The sequence below is a fragment of the Streptomyces sp. yr375 genome (assembly GCF_900110755.1).
Taxonomy (GTDB): domain Bacteria; phylum Actinomycetota; class Actinomycetes; order Streptomycetales; family Streptomycetaceae; genus Streptomyces.
Genome location: NZ_FOFF01000011.1, coordinates 62933 through 80122 on the forward strand (window position 1 = coordinate 62933; position 17190 = coordinate 80122).

The 17190-nt window shown below is 70.6% G+C and carries 13 protein-coding genes; 10 read left to right on the forward strand and 3 right to left on the reverse strand.

Annotated elements, in window-relative coordinates; all coding sequences use genetic code 11:
- Nucleotides 1-20: 20 nt before the first annotated feature.
- The 7 genes from BMZ82_RS14375 to BMZ82_RS14405 all read left to right on the forward strand — a co-directional run bounded on the left by BMZ82_RS14375 (nt 21) and on the right by BMZ82_RS14405 (nt 7725).
- The gene (locus BMZ82_RS14375) at nt 21-992 is read left to right on the forward strand and encodes an alpha/beta hydrolase (RefSeq protein WP_093775563.1); all 972 of its coding nucleotides are present in this window, start codon (nt 21-23) and stop codon (nt 990-992) included.
- Nucleotides 993-1194: 202 nt separating this feature from the next.
- Complete coding sequence (locus BMZ82_RS14380) at nt 1195-1953, forward strand: IclR family transcriptional regulator (protein ID WP_093775565.1); 759 nt, start codon at nt 1195-1197, stop codon at nt 1951-1953.
- Between the two features lie 130 nt (nt 1954-2083).
- Complete coding sequence (locus BMZ82_RS14385; RefSeq protein WP_093775567.1) at nt 2084-3271, forward strand: PP2C family protein-serine/threonine phosphatase; 1188 nt, start codon at nt 2084-2086, stop codon at nt 3269-3271.
- A 57-nt stretch (nt 3272-3328) separates the two neighbouring features.
- Nucleotides 3329-4114 carry a LamG domain-containing protein gene (locus BMZ82_RS14390; protein ID WP_093775569.1) on the forward strand — a complete coding sequence of 262 codons (786 nt, stop codon included), beginning with the start codon at nt 3329-3331 and terminating at the stop codon, nt 4112-4114.
- Entirely contained in the window at nt 4111-5535 is a 1425-nt protein-coding gene (locus tag BMZ82_RS14395; protein WP_093775571.1) for an alpha/beta hydrolase, read from the forward strand. Before BMZ82_RS14390 ends, BMZ82_RS14395 begins: the two co-directional genes overlap by 4 nt.
- Nucleotides 5536-5773: 238 nt before the next feature.
- Nucleotides 5774-7102, forward strand: a complete 1329-nt coding sequence (locus BMZ82_RS14400; RefSeq protein WP_093775573.1) for an ABC transporter substrate-binding protein — start codon at nt 5774-5776, stop codon at nt 7100-7102.
- Between the two features lie 77 nt (nt 7103-7179).
- Nucleotides 7180-7725, forward strand: coding sequence for a MarR family winged helix-turn-helix transcriptional regulator (locus tag BMZ82_RS14405; RefSeq protein WP_256251906.1), 546 nt, complete (start codon nt 7180-7182; stop codon nt 7723-7725).
- On the opposite strand, the gene BMZ82_RS14410 is transcribed toward BMZ82_RS14405, so the two are convergent.
- From BMZ82_RS14410 to BMZ82_RS14420, 3 genes are all read right to left on the reverse strand, one after another.
- Nucleotides 7682-9193: a family 43 glycosylhydrolase gene (locus tag BMZ82_RS14410; RefSeq protein ID WP_093775575.1), complete on the reverse strand. Its 1512-nt coding sequence runs from the start codon at nt 9191-9193 to the stop codon at nt 7682-7684. The two genes, BMZ82_RS14405 and BMZ82_RS14410, sit on opposite strands and share 44 nt — an antisense overlap.
- Nucleotides 9190-12450: a discoidin domain-containing protein gene (locus BMZ82_RS14415; protein WP_093775577.1), complete on the reverse strand. Its 3261-nt coding sequence runs from the start codon at nt 12448-12450 to the stop codon at nt 9190-9192. The genes BMZ82_RS14410 and BMZ82_RS14415 overlap by 4 nt, the downstream gene beginning before the upstream one ends.
- Before the next feature lie 198 nt (nt 12451-12648).
- Entirely contained in the window at nt 12649-13677 is a 1029-nt protein-coding gene (locus BMZ82_RS14420) for a LacI family DNA-binding transcriptional regulator (protein ID WP_093775579.1), read from the reverse strand.
- A 223-nt stretch (nt 13678-13900) separates the two neighbouring features.
- On the opposite strand from BMZ82_RS14420, the gene BMZ82_RS14425 reads away from it, so the two are divergent.
- The 3 genes from BMZ82_RS14425 (at nt 13901) to BMZ82_RS14435 (ending at nt 17147) form a co-directional block, all read left to right on the forward strand.
- A complete protein-coding gene (locus tag BMZ82_RS14425) occupies nt 13901-15220 on the forward strand; it encodes an ABC transporter substrate-binding protein (protein ID WP_093775581.1) in 1320 nt (439 codons plus the stop codon).
- 71 nt (nt 15221-15291) lie between these two features.
- Nucleotides 15292-16284: a carbohydrate ABC transporter permease gene (locus tag BMZ82_RS14430; protein ID WP_093775583.1), complete on the forward strand. Its 993-nt coding sequence runs from the start codon at nt 15292-15294 to the stop codon at nt 16282-16284.
- 41 nt (nt 16285-16325) lie between these two features.
- Nucleotides 16326-17147, forward strand: coding sequence for a carbohydrate ABC transporter permease (locus tag BMZ82_RS14435; protein ID WP_093775585.1), 822 nt, complete (start codon nt 16326-16328; stop codon nt 17145-17147).
- Nucleotides 17148-17190: the final 43 nt, after the last annotated feature.

A 17190-nucleotide genomic window follows, 5' to 3' on the forward strand; every position in this document is an offset into this window, starting at 1 on the left:
CCCGAACCGAGGAGCTCGCCATGACCGACACCACTCCCGCCGCCCGCCCCGTCCTCGAGCCCGCAGCGCAGTCCTTCGCCGAGGCCACCGCGAACCCGCCGTTCCTCTTCGATCTGCCGCCGGCGGAGGGCCGCAAGGCGGTGGACGAGGCGCAGTCGGGCGAGATCGCCCTGCCGGCGGTCGACGAGGAGTGGGTCACCGTGGCCGGTGGTCCGACAGGGAGCGTCCGGGCCCGGATCGTGAAGCCGGCCGGCGCGGAGGGCGTCCTGCCGGTGGTCCTGTACATCCACGGTGCGGGCTGGGTGTTCGGCAACGCGCACACGCATGACCGGCTGGTGCGGGAACTGGCCGTCGGCGCGGGGGCGGCGGTGGTGTTCCCGGAGTACGACCTGTCGCCCGAGGCGCGCTACCCGGTGGCGATCGAGCAGAACTTCGCGGTGGCCCGGTGGATCGTCGAGGAGGGCGCGCCCAAGGGTCTGGACGCCACCCGCATCGCGGTCGCCGGCGACTCCGTCGGCGGCAACATGACCGCCGCGCTGACGTTGATGGCCAAGGAACGCGGGGGTGTCCCGCTGGTGCAGCAGGTGCTGTTCTACCCGGTGACGGACGCGGCCTTCGACACCCCGTCCTACCACCGGTTCGCCACGGGCTACTTCCTGCGCCGCGACGGTATGCAGTGGTTCTGGGACCAGTACACGACCGACGAGGCCGAGCGCGCCCAGATCACCGCGTCCCCGCTGCGCGCGACCACCGAGCAGCTCACCGGCCTGCCCCCGGCCCTGGTCGTCACGGGCGAGGCGGACGTCCTGCGGGACGAGGGCGAGGCGTACGCCAACAAGCTGCGCGCGGCCGGGGTCCCCGTCACCGCCGTGCGCTTCCAGGGCGTCATCCACGACTTCGTGATGCTCAACGCCCTGCGTGAGACCCACGCCGCCGAAGCCGCGATCAACCTCGCCGTCACCACCCTGCGCACGGCGTTCACCACGGCCTGACACACGCGCTGCGGTGACGCGGCCCGGCCGCGTCACCGTGTTCGCCTGCCTCGCCACGGGCGGTGCCACCCCCGACCGGGCACCGACCCCCACGGGCGGTGCCACCCCCGACCGGGCACCGACCCCCACCGACCCCGCCCTCCCGGGCGGCGCAGCGCCCCCGCGCCTTGCCTCCGCCGTATGTCTGGCGCAGGCTGGTCGTATGGGTGAGCGGGACGGACCCACGCTCATCACCTCCGTGCAGCGGGCCTTCCGGCTGCTGGAGGCGGCGAGCGCGCACGAGAACGGCGCGCCGGCGAAACTGCTGGCACGTGAGACGGGTCTGCCCCTGGCCACCGCCTACCACCTGCTGCGGACCCTCGTCCACGACGGCTACCTGCGGAAACTGCCGGACGGCGGGTTCGTGCTCGGGGACAAGGTGCAGTCGCTGCGCACCGAGGGCCGGGCGCAGGCCCTGCTCAGCCGGGTCCGCCCCACGCTCGCCGCGCTCCGCGACGAGTTCGCGACCGCCGCCTACCTCACCTTCTACGAGGAGGGCGAGATCAGGGTCGCCGAGATCGTCGACGGCCCCCGGGCGCCCCGCGTCGACCTGTGGGTCGGGTTCGAGGACGCGGGACACGCCACCGCCCTCGGCAAGTCCGTGCTGCGGGAACTGGACGACGACGCCCGCAACGACTACCTCTCCCGGCACCACCTCGCCGACCTCACCCCGAGGACCATCACCAGCGCCCCCGAACTGCTGCGGCGACTGGACGCCTCCCCCGTCGCCCCGGCCGTCACCGACCTGGAGGAGTACGCCCTCGGCACGGTCTGTGTCGCCGTACCCGTCTACAGCGGCGACACCCTCGGCTCGCTCGGCGTGTCCCTGTCGGCGGACCGGCTGCCCGGGCTTGAGGAGATCCTCACCCGGCTGATCCCGACCGCGAACCGCGTGACCAGGGGTCTTTCGCTCACCACCTGATCGTTCACTATCTGAAAACCTGCTTCTTGTGAGCACCCGGTCCGATCCCGTTTCCTAGATGAAACGGACATTTCGGGAGTGGCCGGTGTGCAGGCCGTCCCGGCGTACAGGTGAGGACTGCGTACGAAGCATGAGTCAGGCCCGGAACGACCGGAACCACGCCGGCGAGCACAGCCCGACGCGGCTGTCCCGCCTCGGACACCGAGTGGCGAACCCTCTCGCGCCGCTCCTGCCGTTCCTGCCCGTCCTGATCGTCTTCGTCGTCGTGCTCGTCGATCTCGTCGGCGGCGCGGGGATGATCTGGCTGCCCCTGCTGGCGGCCGGGCCCGCGCTCGCCGCCACCACCAACGGCCCGCGCGGCGTCGTGTGCGTCGGCGTTCTCGCCGCGGCCCTCGGCGTGACACTCGGCACCCGGGACGGCGCGCCCGGCCGCGAGGTGGCGGCCGTCCTGGCCGCCCTGGTCGCCGTCACCCTGGCGAGTGCCCTGGCCGGCGCGCTGCGCACGCGCCGCGAGCGGGTCCTCGCGGCCGTCCGGTCGGTCGCCGAGGCCGCCCAGCACGCGCTGCTCAGGCCGGTGCCGGCCACGGTCGGCCCGTTCGAGGTGGCCGTCCGCTACAGCGCCGCCGCCGCGGAGGCCCGGATCGGCGGAGACCTCTACGCCCTGGTGCCCACCCCGTACGGCGTACGGCTGATCGTCGGCGATGTGCGCGGCAAGGGCCTGCCGGCCGTGGGGACCGCCGCGCTCGTGCTCGGCGTCTTCCGCGAGGCGGCGTACGACGAGCCCGACCTCCTCGCCGTCGTCGACCGCATCGAGCGCAGCCTCGCCCGCAACCTGGGCGCCGACGACTTCGTCACCGCCGTGGTCGCCGGACACCCGCGCCCCGGCGAACTGGAAGTGGTGAACTGCGGCCACGCCCCGCCCCTGCTCATCGGCGCGTCCGGCACCGTCACCGCGATGGAGGCCACCCACCCGGCGCCGCCCCTCGGCCTGCGCGCCCTGACCGACCAGACGCCCAGCCTCCAGGTGCTGCCCTTCGCCGACGGAGACCAACTGCTGCTCTACACGGACGGCGTCATCGAGGCCCGCGACCGCGACCGCGCGTTCTACCCGCTCGTCGAGGGCCTGGCCCGCCACCTCTCCGACGAACCGGCCCGCACCCTCGACGCGATCCACGACGAACTGCTCACGCATGTCGGCGGCCGGCTGCACGACGACGCGGCGCTGCTCCTGATCCGCAAGCCGGCCACCACCGGCCCCGGGGTCCCCGGCTCCGCCGTTCCCGGCCAGGCCGTACCCCAACAGGCGTTTTCCGGCTGACCGTTGGGAGGGGGGCAGTGTGTGTGACCACTGTGACGGATGTTGCACACTGTGTCCATGACACGCATGCGGAAGATCGCCGCGGCGCTGCTGGCCTCGTCAGCCGTGCTGCTCGCGATACCCCCCACCGCCTCGGCGACGCCCCTCCCGCAGGGAACCCTCGTCAGAGAGAGCTTCGACCGGCTCCCGCTCGGCCCGGTCACCGCCGGCCGCGGCTGGACCACCGACACCGCGAACGGTTCGCTGACCGTCGAACCCAGCACCACCGGCCACGGCCGTGAACTGCGGCTGCGCACCGAAGGTAACGGCCGCGCCTTCCTTGTCCTCTCCGACCTCGACCACGCGCCCGCAGGCAACAGCTTCTGGGCCCGGCTGCGACTGCGCGTGGACCAGTTCCCCACCGCCCCCGACTGGGCGCACTGGACCATCGCCGAGGCCTCCGGCTCCGACGCCCCCACGCTGGTACGCCCGTTGGGCGGCCAGTACGCCCCCACCTCGCAGGGCAACTTCTGGGGCGTCGGCTCCGACCTCGGCCCCACCGGTGACTGGACCGCGTGGCAGACCTCCGCCCCCGCCGCCGCAGGCACCTGGAGCTGCGTCGAATTCCACCTCGACGCGACCGACAACCGCGTCACCGTCTACCAGGACGGCGTCGAGCGGCCCGAGTTGACGGTCTCCACGAAGAACCACGGCGGCACGGCCGACGACTTCGTCTTCCCCCGCTTCGACAAGCTGAAGCTCGGCTGGCAGCTCTACCAGTCGGGACCCACCCCCTCCTCCTACGACGTCCGCATGGACGACGTGGCGCTGAGCACCCGGCGCGTGGGCGGGTGTGCGTCATGACGCGGGGTCTGTCACGCAGAGCGTTGCTGGGCGGCACGGTCGGCGGCCTCGCCCTGACCACCGCCCTGACCGGCCCGGCCGCCACAACCGCTACAGCCGCCACGGCCGCTACCGCTGCTACGAAGACTGCCGGGGCCGGGAGTCGGCGGGGAGCCGTCGGTCCGGAGCCGTACGTTCCCGTGGCGGTGGGCGCGGGAGGAGGCCCGGCCGGGACGGACCGGGTCCATGTGCTCAAGATCGGCCCCGACACGGCGCACACGGTCCTGGTGCTGGTCCCCGGCATGTTCGGGGCCGCCGGCGACTTCCGGCTGCTGGCCCGGGACCTCGTCGCGGCCGTGCCCGGCGTGCAGGTGTGGGCCTTCGACCGGCGTGAGGAGAACCTCGCCGACCGCACCGGATTCGCCACACCGGACCCGGCCGGGTACTACCTGGACGGCCACTACCGTTCCCAGGACCCAACTGCCGCCGCCTACACGGCGGGCTGGGGCCTGGCCCGCACCCTGGACGACCTGGACACCGTTGTACGGATGGCCGCCTGCGGTGGCCGTCGCCGGGTCGTGCTCGGCGGGCACTCCTGGGGCGCCACCACCGCGATGACCTACGCGGCCTGGGACTTCGACGGCCGCCCCGGATACCGCGACCTCGCGGCCCTCGTCGTGGTCGACGGCGGCGTGCGCGGCGCGTTCAAGGGAACCGGCCAGCCGGTGAGCGACTCGCCCGAGCAGGTGCGGGAGCGGCTCGCGGCCATCGACGGCGGAGCCGTCTTCGACATGACCCTGAGCGGCGTCGGACTGGGCTCCCGGGCGGAGAGCACCCAGATCTGGTACCAGCTCGCGGGCTGGTACGCGCACCACGACCCGGCCGGCCGCTCCGTCCTCCAGCCCCGGCTGCCCGACGCCCTGCGACCGTCGTCCCCGCTCACCAACGCCGGCCTGCTGGGCACCCTGGTGGACGTCGGATTCGGCTGGCCGAACGACATCAGCGTGCACTCGGGACACCTCGCGGACGCCGACGCCGACGGGGTGCGCGGCTGGGTCGACACCGGCATCACCCCCATGAGCCGGGTCGCCGCGGCCTACGCGGGCGGCCCGCAGCCCGCCGTGTGGGAGTGGTACTGGCCGTCCCGGCTGTCGGTGGACCTCGACGTCGCCGACCCCTACGTGGACACCGACCTGGCCCGCTCGCTCGGTCTGCGGCTGTGGCACGCCGAGGCCCTGGACACCCCGCTCTACGCTTTCCAGACGAGCTACGCCAAGGGCACCATCGTCTCGGGCGCGCGCGATGTCGTCACCAACTCCCGTATCCCCTACGGCACGTACGAGACGGACAACGGGATGACCCACCTCGACCCGCTGTTCGCGGACACCCCGCACAACACCCTGACCCGCACCCTCGCACCGTTCCTCACCGCACTGCGCTGACGGACGACAACACGGGCGCCCGGTAGCCGGCGCCGCACATCGGCGGGGCGTCACACCGACGCCCCGCCGATGTGTTTTGTCCGGCGGAGCAAGGTGAGGAACGTCCCGGCCGGCACGGCAACCTCTTGTCATCCCGCGTAACCGTGTGCATCATCATGGTCATCATCAGGGTTCCTGATATCGGGCAGGGTGTTCCAGCGCCCTCGGTTCCGCTCTTTCGACGTGTCCGGAGACCTCCATGCGCACAACGACGTGCACACCCGCGAACGCCGACCTGCCCCGAAGGACCCTCCTTCGGGGGGTGGCCGGGGCCGCCGGTCTGGTCTCCGCGAGCGGTCTGCTGGCCGGCTGCGGCCTTGTCGGGGAGTCCTCGGCGCAGAGCGGCTCCAGGCTGCGGATCGGCTATGTCTCGCCCAGCACGGGCTCGGCCGCGGGCTTCGGCGAGCCGAACGTGTTCCTGCTGAGGAAGCTGCGCACCGCCGTGAAGGACGGGCTGAGGATCGGCGGCAAGCAGTACTCGGTCGCGATCCTCGACCGCGACAGCCAGTCGGATCCGCAGACCGCCGCGCAGGTCGCGACCGATCTGATTAACGACAAGAAGATCGATCTGATGCTCGCCACCGCCACACCGGAGACGGTCAACCCCGTCGCCGACGTGTGCGAGGCGGCCAAGGTGCCGTGTCTGTCGACCGCCGTGCCGTGGGAGACCTGGTTCTTCGGCCGCGGCGCCACCCCCGAGAAGCCGTTCACTTACACGTACCACTTCTTCCTGGGCGTCGCGGAGATCAAGGCCGCGTACACCTCGCTGTGGACGAAGGGCGGGGTGGCGAACAACCGGCAGGTCGGCGTGCTGTGGCCCGACGACCCCGACGGCAAGGCGATCCGGCAGGGGCTCGGGCCGGAGCTGAAGAAGAGCGGGTTCGAGATCGTCGACCCGGGGGCGTACCAGGACGGGACGAGCGACTTCTCGGCGCAGATCGAGGAGTTCAAGCGGGGGGACGCTGAGATCTTCAACTCCTTCCCGCTGCCTGGCGACTTCACCGCGTTCTGGCAGCAGGCCCGGCAGCAGGGCTACCGGCCGCGGATCGCGACCCTCGCGAAGACCGGCCTCGTCCCCTCCCAGATAGAGGCGCTCGGCCCCCTCGGATACGGTCTCAGCGCAGGCTTCTGGTGGTCGCCCACGTTCCCGTACACCTCCACGCTCACCGGCCAGACCGCACAGCAACTGGCCGACGACTACGAGCAGTCGACGCACAGTCAGTGGACCCAGATCCTGGGGTCCAACATGGCGCTCTTCGAGGTCGCGCTCCATGTGCTGAAGACGACCTCCGACCCCAAGGACCGGGCGGAACTGGCCGCCGCCCTCGGCAAGGCCAAGCTCACCACCGTCGCCGGGCCGCTGGACTTCACGTCCGGGCCGGTGAAGAACGTGTCCACGGAGCCGCTGGTCATGGCGCAGTGGCGCAAGGCCGGGTCCCGCAGCGGGTTCGACGTCGAACCGGTCGTCGTCGACAACGGCGCCTTCACGGACATCCCGCTCGGGGGCGAACTCGAGTCCCTCCGCTGATCGTTGGCCGTGGGGACAGGGCGTCGGCCCGGATCCGTGGCCGCCCCATGTCCGGTGGGGTACCGTGGCACGCCGATGTGACCTGGACGACCGAAGAGGTGCGCACGATGGCGGAGGAAGCCGATCGGGATCCGGGTCCGGGCAGGTATGCGGGTGCGGGCCCCGAAGGTCACCAGGGCCCGCTGACGATCTATCTCGTCAAGCAACTCGAACTGGCCATCCGCTCCTTCATGGACGAGGCACTGCGGCCGTACGGGCTCACGACTGTCCAGTACACGACCCTGGCCGTGCTCCAGCACCGACGCGGGCTCTCCTCCGCCCAGTTGGCGCGCCGCTCCTTCGTCCGACCCCAGACGATGCACGAGATCGTGTGCTCGCTGGAGCAGCGTGGACTGCTCGAGCGCGCCCACGCCCCGGGCAACCGGCGGATCATGGAAGCCCGGCTCACCGGGGAGGGCGAGGAACTCCTCGCGGCGTGCGAACCGGCGGTGCTGGCGCTGGAGGACCGGCTGCTGCTCGACATGCCGGAGGAACAGCGGTCCGTGTTCCGCCAGGGCCTGAAGGACGGCCTCGCCGCCTTCACCGGGCGGCCGGCTGTTCCCCGGACGGTGCCGTCAGGGTGACGCCCAGGGCCACCGGGGTGCCGAAGTTCGGTGTGCCGTCGGCGTTCCAGGTGAACTTCTGCGCCCTCGTCGTGCGGTTCATGTCGCAGCCGCCGTTCGCGGAGTTGTTGGCGTGGTAGACGATCCAGTCCTCGGTCCCGTCGGGCGACTTGAAGAACCCGTTGTGGCCGGGGCCGTACACGCCGTTGGCGTCGGACCGCTGGAAGACCGGGTTCGGGGACTTGACCCAGGACGACGCGTTGAGCGGGTCGCCCCCGTTGTACGTCAGCATCCCCAACTTGTAGTCGGGTGTGGAGCAGTGGCTCGCCGAGTACACGATGAACGTCTTGCCGCCGTGCTGGAGCACTTCGGCGCCCTCGTTCACCGCGCCGCCCACCGTCTCCCAGTTGTAGGTCGGCGTGGACAGCACCCGGCGGGTGCCGCTCGCCGTCCACGGGTTCGACAGCGGCCGGATGAACATCGGCTGCGAGCCGTTGTAGAAGGTGCCCAACAGGTAGAGCCGGCCGTCGAGTTGCAGGATGCCCGGGTCCAGCTCCCATGTGTTGTCCTGCGTCGGGTCGAGCAGGTCGGCCTTGAAGGTGTAGGGCCCCATCGGGTCCAGGCCCGCGCTCTCCAGGACATGGATCCGCTGGGTGCCCAGGTCGTACGGCTCCCGGCCGGCCGTGTAGTAGAAGTACCAGCGCTTGCCGTTCGGGCCGTCGAGCAGGTGGAACTCCGGCGCCCACATCGTGCCCGCGCCGTTGGGCCGGGTGAGGTTGAAGATCACCTGGTCGGCGGCCGTGGCGAGCCCGGCGAGCGTGCTCGCCTTGCGCATGGTGATCGTCGAGTTCCAGGTGGTCGTGGCCAGGTAGTAGTACCCGTCGTAGTACGTCAGCCAGGGGTCGGGGCCGTGCTGGGAGAGCGGGTTGGTGAAGGTGTGCGGGCTGGTGCCGCCACCGCCGGTGAATGCGGGCAGCCGCCACACCCTGCCGTTCGCGGCGGCGCACGGCAGTTGCACCAGGTTCGTGTTCGACGCCGACGAACCGCCGCTCGGCGCAACGCACTTGCCCGAGCTCACGGAGACCAGGTTGAACGTCCTGTCGGTGCCGCCGACCGCCACCGCGACCAGCCGCCACTGCTGGTTCGTACCGCCGTGGCACGGCCACTGGATGATCGCCGCGTCGTCCGCCGTGGACGCGCCGTAGACGTCCACGCACTGACCGGACTGCGTGGTGATGGTGTACGTGTCACTGGTGCCGGAGAGCAGGGTGTAGCCGAAGTTCTGGTTCGCGCCCGACGAGCAGGCGAAGGCCCGCAGTCGGGTGCCGTCGGTCGATGAACTCCCGGGCAGGTCGAGGCAGTTGCCGCCGTTCTGGTTGACCCCGGTCGAGGTGAACGCGACGGCGGCGGAGGCGGGCGGCACCACCAGGAAGGCGACCGCCACGGTGAACAGGGCGATGAGCGCGGACAGGCATCGGGAACGGGTCACGGTCCGTACACCTTTGCTTCGAGGAGGCCGACGGAGTTGGTGCCGTTGCCGGTGAGCAGCATCCGGAGCCGGGTGGTGCTCGTGGCGGTGAAGGTGACGGCGTTGTACTGGTTCTTGACCAGCGGATAGCCGCTCGCGCCGGGCACGTCGACGTACGCGCTGCCGTTCCAGTACTGGAGCTTCCAGGAGGCCGGCATGTCGATGCCGTCGTCGTCGTCGAAGAAGTACACCTCGGCCTTGTTCAGGGTCTGCGCCGTCGGCCAGGTCAGCTCGGCCCACTGCTGGCCGGTCTGCGGCCAGGTGCCCCAGCGCGGGTTGACCGTGTCGTTGGACGACGGCGGGTCGATCCCGTCGTTGACGGCGGCGACGCTCTCCCAGGAGGAGGTGTACGACGCCGACGGCGTCGCCGACGCCGCGAGGTTGGCCGGTGGCGCGGGCGGCTGGACCCCGCCCCGGTTGAACGCCTTGACCTCGGTGAGGCCCGTCTTGGCCCCGGCGGCGTTGGTGGCCAGGATCCGCACGCGCTGGGCGGTGAGCGCGGGGAACTGCACCACGTTGTAGTTGGCCCGCGGCACGGCCGGGCTCCTGGACTGTCCCGGCACGGTCACCCAGGAACTGCCGTCGTAGTACTGGATGGTGTAGGCGGACGGCGCGCGGTAGGTGGTGCTCGCCGGCCGGCTGTCCTTGAAGTACAGGCGCATCTCGTTCAGGGTGCGGGCGGCCCCGAAGTTCAGCTCGTACCAGTCCTGGCTGTTGGGGGACCCGCCCGCGCCCCAGAACGGCTCGTTGGTGGGATACCCGTCGACCGCGCCGGCGGTGCTGCTGCCGGATCCGGTGTACGACGCCGAAGTCGTCGCCCCGGCAGCGAGGTTGGTGGGCGTGCCGGTCAGGTCGACGCCCGCCTTGGCGAGCATGTCGACCATCCGGGGGCTGCTCTGCACGACCTGGTTGGGAGCCTGGAGGCCGGCGACGGCCGTGTGGTAGGTGACCGTGCCGTTCGTGGTCACGTCCCCGGTCGCCGGGTCCCAGGTGAACGGCACCAACGAGTCGACGGTCGCGGCCCGGCTGCCGTTGACGTAGATCGAGTAGCCCTCGGGGACGCCCGGGTAGCGCACCACGCCGTCGGCCGGGTCGTCCCACACGATGCTCAGGTCGGCGTTGCGGTAGCGCAGGTTGTTGACGGTGAAGTGGTCCCAGCCGATGTCGATCGGGGAGAGTTCGACCTTGGCGTCGTTGCGGGGGCGCAGACCGGCGACGTCCTCGATGACCGTCCAGTTGCTGCTGCCCAGGATGTTGTGGTGGATCCAGGACCGGTAGTCGATGGAGCTGCCGTTCCAGTCGGCCCAGAACTCGTTGGCGTCGGGCCACTGGGTGTTGCCGCCGACGTACTGCGCCCAGGTGTTCCAGTAGAGCAGCTTCTTGTAGTCGGTCGCGGTCATCCAGGAGTTGGGGTAGTTGCGCAACACCGAGGAGTAGAGCCGGAACTGGACGGTGGAGTTGATCGTGGAGAAGTTGTTGGAGCCGGGGTTCCCGGCGTCGGCCGCTGCCTTCTTGTCGGCCTGGTCGGCCGTGTAGAAGGGGAAGACCGGGTACTGCGCCGGGTCGTCGAACAGCCGCAGCGCCTGCTTGTACGTGGCTGTGTTGGGGACCGCCCCGACCGAGAACGGGTAGTAGTTGTTGATCTCCTTCCAGGGCACCCACTCGTTGGTCGACTTCAGCCGGTGCTCGAACAGTTGATGGTTCGGATTCCACAGGACGTTGACGATGGCGTCCTTGATCTGCGTCGCCAGCGTGCGCATCTCGGCCGCCTTGGCCGTGTTGCCGACCGCGTCGTACGCCTGCGCGGCGGCGAGCGCGCCGCTGTACTGGTAGGCGGACTCGGCGCGGTCCATGTTGCCGGGCTTCCAGTGGAAGGACACCGCGTCGGCGTCGTTGCCCGTCAGCGCGCCCCAGTCGTACTCGATGAGCTTGTTGTTGTCGTGGTCGTAGTAGGCGAGTTGGCCCTTGACGTCGCCCTCGGCGTAGTGGGCGAGGTTCCCGGCGATGGCCGGCTGCCCGCCGTGGATCTGGTAGCTCCGCCAGGCCGCCTCGGCGATGTACTGGGTGTAACTGTTCGACCAGTTCTCCGGGTCACCGGGGTTGTCGAGGAACCGTCCGCCCTTGGAGATCTGGCCGACGCTCAGCCAGTCGCCGTACGCGTAGGCCGGGTTGCGCAGGTACTTGAGGTCGTCGATGTGCATCGGCTGGGTGAGAGCGATCGCGTTGTTGTAGCCGAGGACGCCCTCGGTCGACGTCGGGAACTGGAAGGTCTGCCCGGGGATGTCGGCGTCCAGGTTGTTGAAGCGCATCAGCCACCAGCGGTAGTAGATGTTCTTCTTGATCGCGCCTTCGGGTACGTCGATGTAGGGCACGTTCTGCGCCCACCACAGGTTGTAGGCGCGCACGTGCGTCGCGAAGGCGGTCGCGTTCGAGTAGCCCGCGTACGCGTTGTACTCGCTGAGCGACTCGGGGATCTCGTCGGTGACGAAGCCCATCACCAGCTTGGCGGTCACCGTGGCCCCGGCGGCGACGGTGACGGACCGGTTGAGGCCGCCGCTCGACACCGTGAATCCGTCGCCGGTGAACCTCGGCCGGATGGTGGTGAGGTTGTTGTAGGCGTTCACCTGCCCGGTCAGCTCACTGCCGGTGCCCGAGGTGGCGTACGGCGAGGTCGCCCGCAACTGCAACGTGGTGGCGGCGCTGCCGTTGTTCTTGATCGACAGGTTGGTCACGGCCACGTTGTTCTCGGTGACGAACTTGGTCTGGGTGACCGCGACCGAGCCGCTGGAGTGCACGCTCCTCCAGTAACTGGGGGCCTGCCAGCGCTGGCCGACCTGCTCGGTGAAGGTGCCCGGGGTGATCGCGACGGTGTAGGCGCTGTTGTCGCTGATGCTCTCCCAGTACGCGACCTTGCCCGCGAACCCGAGCTTGGAGGGGTCGTGCTCCTTCATGAACAGCGCGCGCCCACGGCTCATCAGCCAGGGCCCGGCGGGATCGTCACCGGAACGGGCGAGCAGCCGGTCCATCCAGAAATCGGTCCCCGAACTCTCGGAGTCGTAGATGCTCCGCATCATGTCGCCCGGCGTGTAGGCGACGGGCGGGGCCGGGATCGCGGGCCCGTTGAAACTGGGGAACCCGATGGTCTGCGCGGCGGCGGCCGGGTTCACGGAACAGACGGAACAGAGGATGAGCACGAGGGCGACGAGGAGGCGCTTCATGGGGGGTGCTCCCTCTCCGGTTGACGGGAAGCGGGCGGTGTCATGCAACCTGGGTCATGGAGCCTGCATCATGCACCTGACATGCATTCGAGGAAACTCACCTGAAAGGTTTTCGCAACGTAGGAGTGAGCTGACGAAGTGTCAAGACAGTGCGCCGATAACCGAGTTCGCCGAACCGCGACGTCCGGACGGCACCGCTCAGGACAGCGGGGCCGTCGATCCCCTGATGACCACGCGGCAGCGCACCGTCTCGATCCCCGAGCGCCGGGCCCCGCCGATCGCGGTGAACAGGGCGTGGGCCGCCGCCCGGCCGACCTCTTCGAGGTTCATGTCGACGCTGGTCAGCGGCGGGCGCGAAGAGGCGGTCAGGACCTGCCAGTTGTCGAAGCCCATGACCGCCACGTCCTCCGGCACCCGGAGCCCGCGCTCGCGCAGGACGTCCATCACGCCCCGGGCGATCTGGTCGCTGCCGCACAGCACGGCGTCGACGTCCGGGTGCCGGTCGAGCAGCAGCGCGGTCGCCGCCCGCCCCCACCCCTCCGACCAGGCCCCGAACCGTGGTTCGCCGACCGGGCTGAGACCGGCGTCGGCGAGCGCGGCCCGAGCGCCCTCGGCCCGGTCGTGGGCCGCCGCGTACCCGGGGTCGCCGGTGATGTGCGCGATCCGGGTGCGGCCGCAGGCCAGGAGGTGTTCCACCGCGATCCGGCCGGCGTCGACGCTGTCCGGGACGATGGACAGATCCGCCGGATCCTCCGACGGGGCGTACGCGTAGACCACGGGCACGGGCAGCGTGCGGCCCAGCGGCGGGCGCGGGTCGGTCCGGCTGCCTACCACGATGAGACCGTCGACCTGGCGGCCCAACAGCGCCCGCACATGGTGCTGTTCGCGGATCGCGTCGCCGCGGGCGTCGCACAGGAAGACCGCGACCTCGCCCGCCCCGAAGGCGTCCTCCGCGCCCATGAGGATCGGGATGCTGAACCGGCCCTCCAGGTCGCTGGTGAGCAGACCGACGGTGCCCGACCGCCCGACGAGCAGCCCGCGGGCGAGCTGGTTCGGCCGGAAGGCCAGCCGCTCGGCGGCCTCGATCACCCGCTGCCGGGTCTCGGCGCGCACCTGACTGCGGCCGTTGAGGGCCTTGGACGCGGTCGCGATGGACACGCCGGCCAGCCGGGCGACGTCGCTGAGTGTGGTGGGCTGCGAACGAGAGGGGCCGACGGCCGGTGTCATGGGTGTTCTCCTGTCGCGCGTCGCGTGCGTAAACCGTACGCGACATGTTTCGGTGCGGGCGGGTCCAGGAGGATTTCACAGGTTTCGGCAGCGCGTGTACGGCGACCCCCACGTCTCGTACAACCGTTCCCTGCAAGGGGATTGACGGGCAGTCAGCCGGGTCCTAGCTTTCAGAAAGCCTTTTCGGCTCCTTTCCGTTCCATCCACACCCAGGGGGATCGTCATGGGGAGCACGACCGGACCACGTGGACCCGTCCGCCGGTTCGCCACCGGCGTCGTCGCGCTCCTCGCCGCCGCGAGCCTGGTCACGGCCTGCGGGTCGGGGGACGGCGGCGCGGGCAGCGGGGGCAGCGGCGGCAAGGCGGGGGACGCCAAGGGCGCCGACGACGGCAGCACGCTGACGATGTGGACGCGCGCCGCGACCCGGCCGCAGAGCGAGGCACTGGTCAAGGCCTACAACGCCCACCACAAGAACAAGATCGCGCTGACCGTCATCCCGACCGACGACTACCAGGCCAAGGTCGGTGCCGCCGCCGGCTCGAAGGACCTCCCCGACCTGTTCGCCTCGGACGTGGTGTTCGTGCCGAACTACACCACCAGCGGCCTCTTCGCCGACCTCACCCGGCGCATCGACGCCCTGCCCTTCGCCGACAAGCTGGCCCGGTCGCACATCAAGGCCGGCACCTACGAGGGCAGGAAGTACGTCGTCCCGCACACCCTCGATCTGTCGGTGCTCTTCTACAACAAGGAGCTCTACCGGCGGGCGAAACTCGACCCCGCGAAGCCGCCCGCCACCCTCGCCGACTGGGACCGGCAGGCCCGCGCCGTGGACGCGCTGGGCGGCGGCGTCGACGGCACCTACTTCGGCGGCAACTGCGGCGGCTGCGGCGTCTTCACCTGGTGGCCGTCCATCTGGGCCGGGGGAGCGGACGTGCTCAACCAGGAGGGAACCGAGGCTCAGCTCGACTCCGCCACCGCGAAGAAGGTCTACGACACCTACCGCGGCTGGGTGAAGGACGGCATCGTCGCCCCCGGCGCGCGTGACGAGACCGGCACGACCTGGACCGGTGTCTTCCCCAAGGGCAAGGTCGGCGTCATGCCCATGCCGTCGACGACCCTGGGCCTGATGCCCAAGAACCTGGACCTCGGCGTCGCGCCCATCCCCGGACCCGACGGCGGCAGGTCCACCTTCGTCGGCGGGGACGCCATCGGCATCGCCGCCACCAGCCGGAAGGCCGACCAGGCCTGGAACTTCCTCGCCTGGTCCCTCGGCGACGACGCCCAGGTCAACGTGGTCGCCGCCCACAAGGACGTCGTGGCGCGCACCGACCTCGCGGCCAACAAGTACTCCGCCGCCGACCCGCGCCTGGTCATGATCAACCAACTGGTGGCGGACGGCCGTACCCCGTACGCGCTGAAGTTCGGCCAGACCTTCAACGACCCCAACGGCCCCTGGCTGTCCCTGATGCGCGACGCCGTCTTCGGCGACGGCACATCCGTCGACAAGGACAACAAGGCCGTCACCGCCTCACTGACCGACTGACCCACGCGACACGACAGAGAACGGCACGGCCCCGGCACGACCCCTCCCACCGCACCCGGCAGAGGAGAGCCATGCAGGTGAAGGCCCCCGACCGGGCGACCGCCGAGCACGGGACCCGGACCCGGACCCGCACGCGTCCCCGGACCCCGGCAGCGCGCCGGGCCCGCCGACCCCGCAGGTCCGCGCCCCGCCGGCACTCCCGCACGCTCCAGGGCCTCGGGTACGCCGCGCCCACGGCCGTGTTCGTCGCCGTCTTCTTCCTGCTGCCGCTCCTCCTCGTCGGGCAGATGTCGCTCAGCGACTGGCCGCTCCTCGCGGGCGACAGGGGCGGCAACGCCCCCGAGAACTACACCGACGTCACCGACAGCCCCCTGTTCTGGCCGTCCGTCCGCTTCACGCTCCTCTACACCGTGATCGTCACGGTCGCCCTCCTGGGCCTCGCGCTCCTCCTCGCCCTGCTCGTGCAGGAGTCCCGCCCCGGCGCAGGGTTCTTCCGTACGGTCTACTTCCTGCCCGGCGCCCTCGGCCTGGCCTCCGCCTCGCTCCTCTTCTGGGGCCTGTACAGCCCCACCACCGGCCCGCTCAGCAGCGCCCTGGAGAGACTCGGCCTGGTCGACGACCCGGTGTCCTTCCTCGGCACACCGAACTCCGCCCTGCTGTCGACGGTGTTCCTCGTCGTGTGGAAGTTCGCCGGTTTCTACATGCTGATCCTGCTCGTCGGCCTCCAGCGCATCCCGCACGAGGTGTACGAGGCGGCCCGGATGGACGGCGCGAGCCGCGGCCAGATCTTCCGCTCCATCACCCTCCCGCTGCTGCGTCCGTCCCTCGCGCTGTCCCTCCTGCTCTGCGTCACCGGATCGCTGCTCGCCTTCGACCAGTTCTTCGTCCTCACCAAGGGCGGACCGGACAACAGCACCGTCACCGTCGTGCAGTTGATCTACCGCGAGGCGTTCCAGCGGCTGAACCTCGGCACCGCGGCAGCCCTGTCGATCGTCGTACTGGCCGCGCTGCTCCTGCTCAACGCCGCACAGTTCCGCGGCCTGCGCCGCACCGACGAGTCCTGACCCGCTCGCGACCCCCGACCCGCTAGCGAAAGGAGACACCGGTGCTCACCCGAGCCCTCGGCCGGACGCCCTACTACGTCGTCGCCGGCGGACTGGCCGTCATCTTCCTCTTCCCCCTGCTGTGGAACGCCTGGGCCTCGGTCAGCGCACAACCGGGCACGGCGCAGCAGTCCGGCTACGGCCTGGGCAACTACCGCACGCTGCTCGACTACGACGCCGGCCTGTGGCGCTACCTCGGCAACAGCACGGTCGTCGCCGCGCTCACCGTCGCGCTGACCCTGGGGGTCTCCCTGCTCGGCGGCTACGCCTTCGCCCGCTTCGACTTCCCCGGCAAGAACCTGCTGTTCCTGCTGACCCTGGCCATCCTCATGGTCCCGTACGCCACCCTCCTCATCCCGCTCTACGTCCTGCTCGGCCGGCTCCATCTGCAGAACTCGCTGCTGGGGCTGACCCTGGTGCTGGCGATGTTCCAACTCCCCTTCGCCACCTTCATGATGCGGATCTCCTTCGAGGCGGTCCCGCGCGAACTGGAGGAGTCGGCGCTCGTCGACGGCTGCGGCACGGCGGGCGCGCTGCGCCGCGTCCTCCTGCCGGCGGTGCGGCCGGGGCTGATCACGGTGGGGCTCTTCGCGTTCCTCGCCGCCTGGAACGACTTCATCGCGCCGCTGATCCTCATCTCCGACAGCGAGAAAGCGCCCCTGCCGCTGGCCGTCGCCAACCTGCGGCAGCAGAGCATGGGCGCCGTCGACTACGGCGCCACCGAAGCCGGGGTGGTGGTCCTCGCCGTCCCCTGCCTCCTGCTCTTCCTGCTGCTGCAACGGCACTACGTACGGGGCTTCATGTCGGGCGCGCTCAAGGGCTGAGGCACCACCGTGGACACTCCGCACGCCATGACCCGAACGGCCG

Bases quoted from the DNA above. Each gene is read 5' to 3' on its own strand.
- BMZ82_RS14390 (WP_093775569.1), top strand. From the start codon at position 3,329: ATGACACGCATGCGGAAGATCGCCGCGGCGCTGCTGGCCTCGTCAGCC.
- BMZ82_RS14385 (WP_093775567.1), top strand. From the start codon at position 2,084: ATGAGTCAGGCCCGGAACGACCGGAACCACGCCGGCGAGCACAGCCCG.
- BMZ82_RS14430 (WP_093775583.1), top strand. From the start codon at position 15,292: ATGCAGGTGAAGGCCCCCGACCGGGCGACCGCCGAGCACGGGACCCGG.
- BMZ82_RS14380 (WP_093775565.1), top strand. From the start codon at position 1,195: ATGGGTGAGCGGGACGGACCCACGCTCATCACCTCCGTGCAGCGGGCC.
- BMZ82_RS14400 (WP_093775573.1), top strand. From the start codon at position 5,774: ATGCGCACAACGACGTGCACACCCGCGAACGCCGACCTGCCCCGAAGG.
- BMZ82_RS14375 (WP_093775563.1), top strand. From the start codon at position 21: ATGACCGACACCACTCCCGCCGCCCGCCCCGTCCTCGAGCCCGCAGCG.
- BMZ82_RS14415 (WP_093775577.1), bottom strand. From the start codon at position 12,450: ATGAAGCGCCTCCTCGTCGCCCTCGTGCTCATCCTCTGTTCCGTCTGT.
- BMZ82_RS14425 (WP_093775581.1), top strand. From the start codon at position 13,901: ATGGGGAGCACGACCGGACCACGTGGACCCGTCCGCCGGTTCGCCACC.
- BMZ82_RS14420 (WP_093775579.1), bottom strand. From the start codon at position 13,677: ATGACACCGGCCGTCGGCCCCTCTCGTTCGCAGCCCACCACACTCAGC.
- BMZ82_RS14395 (WP_093775571.1), top strand. From the start codon at position 4,111: ATGACGCGGGGTCTGTCACGCAGAGCGTTGCTGGGCGGCACGGTCGGC.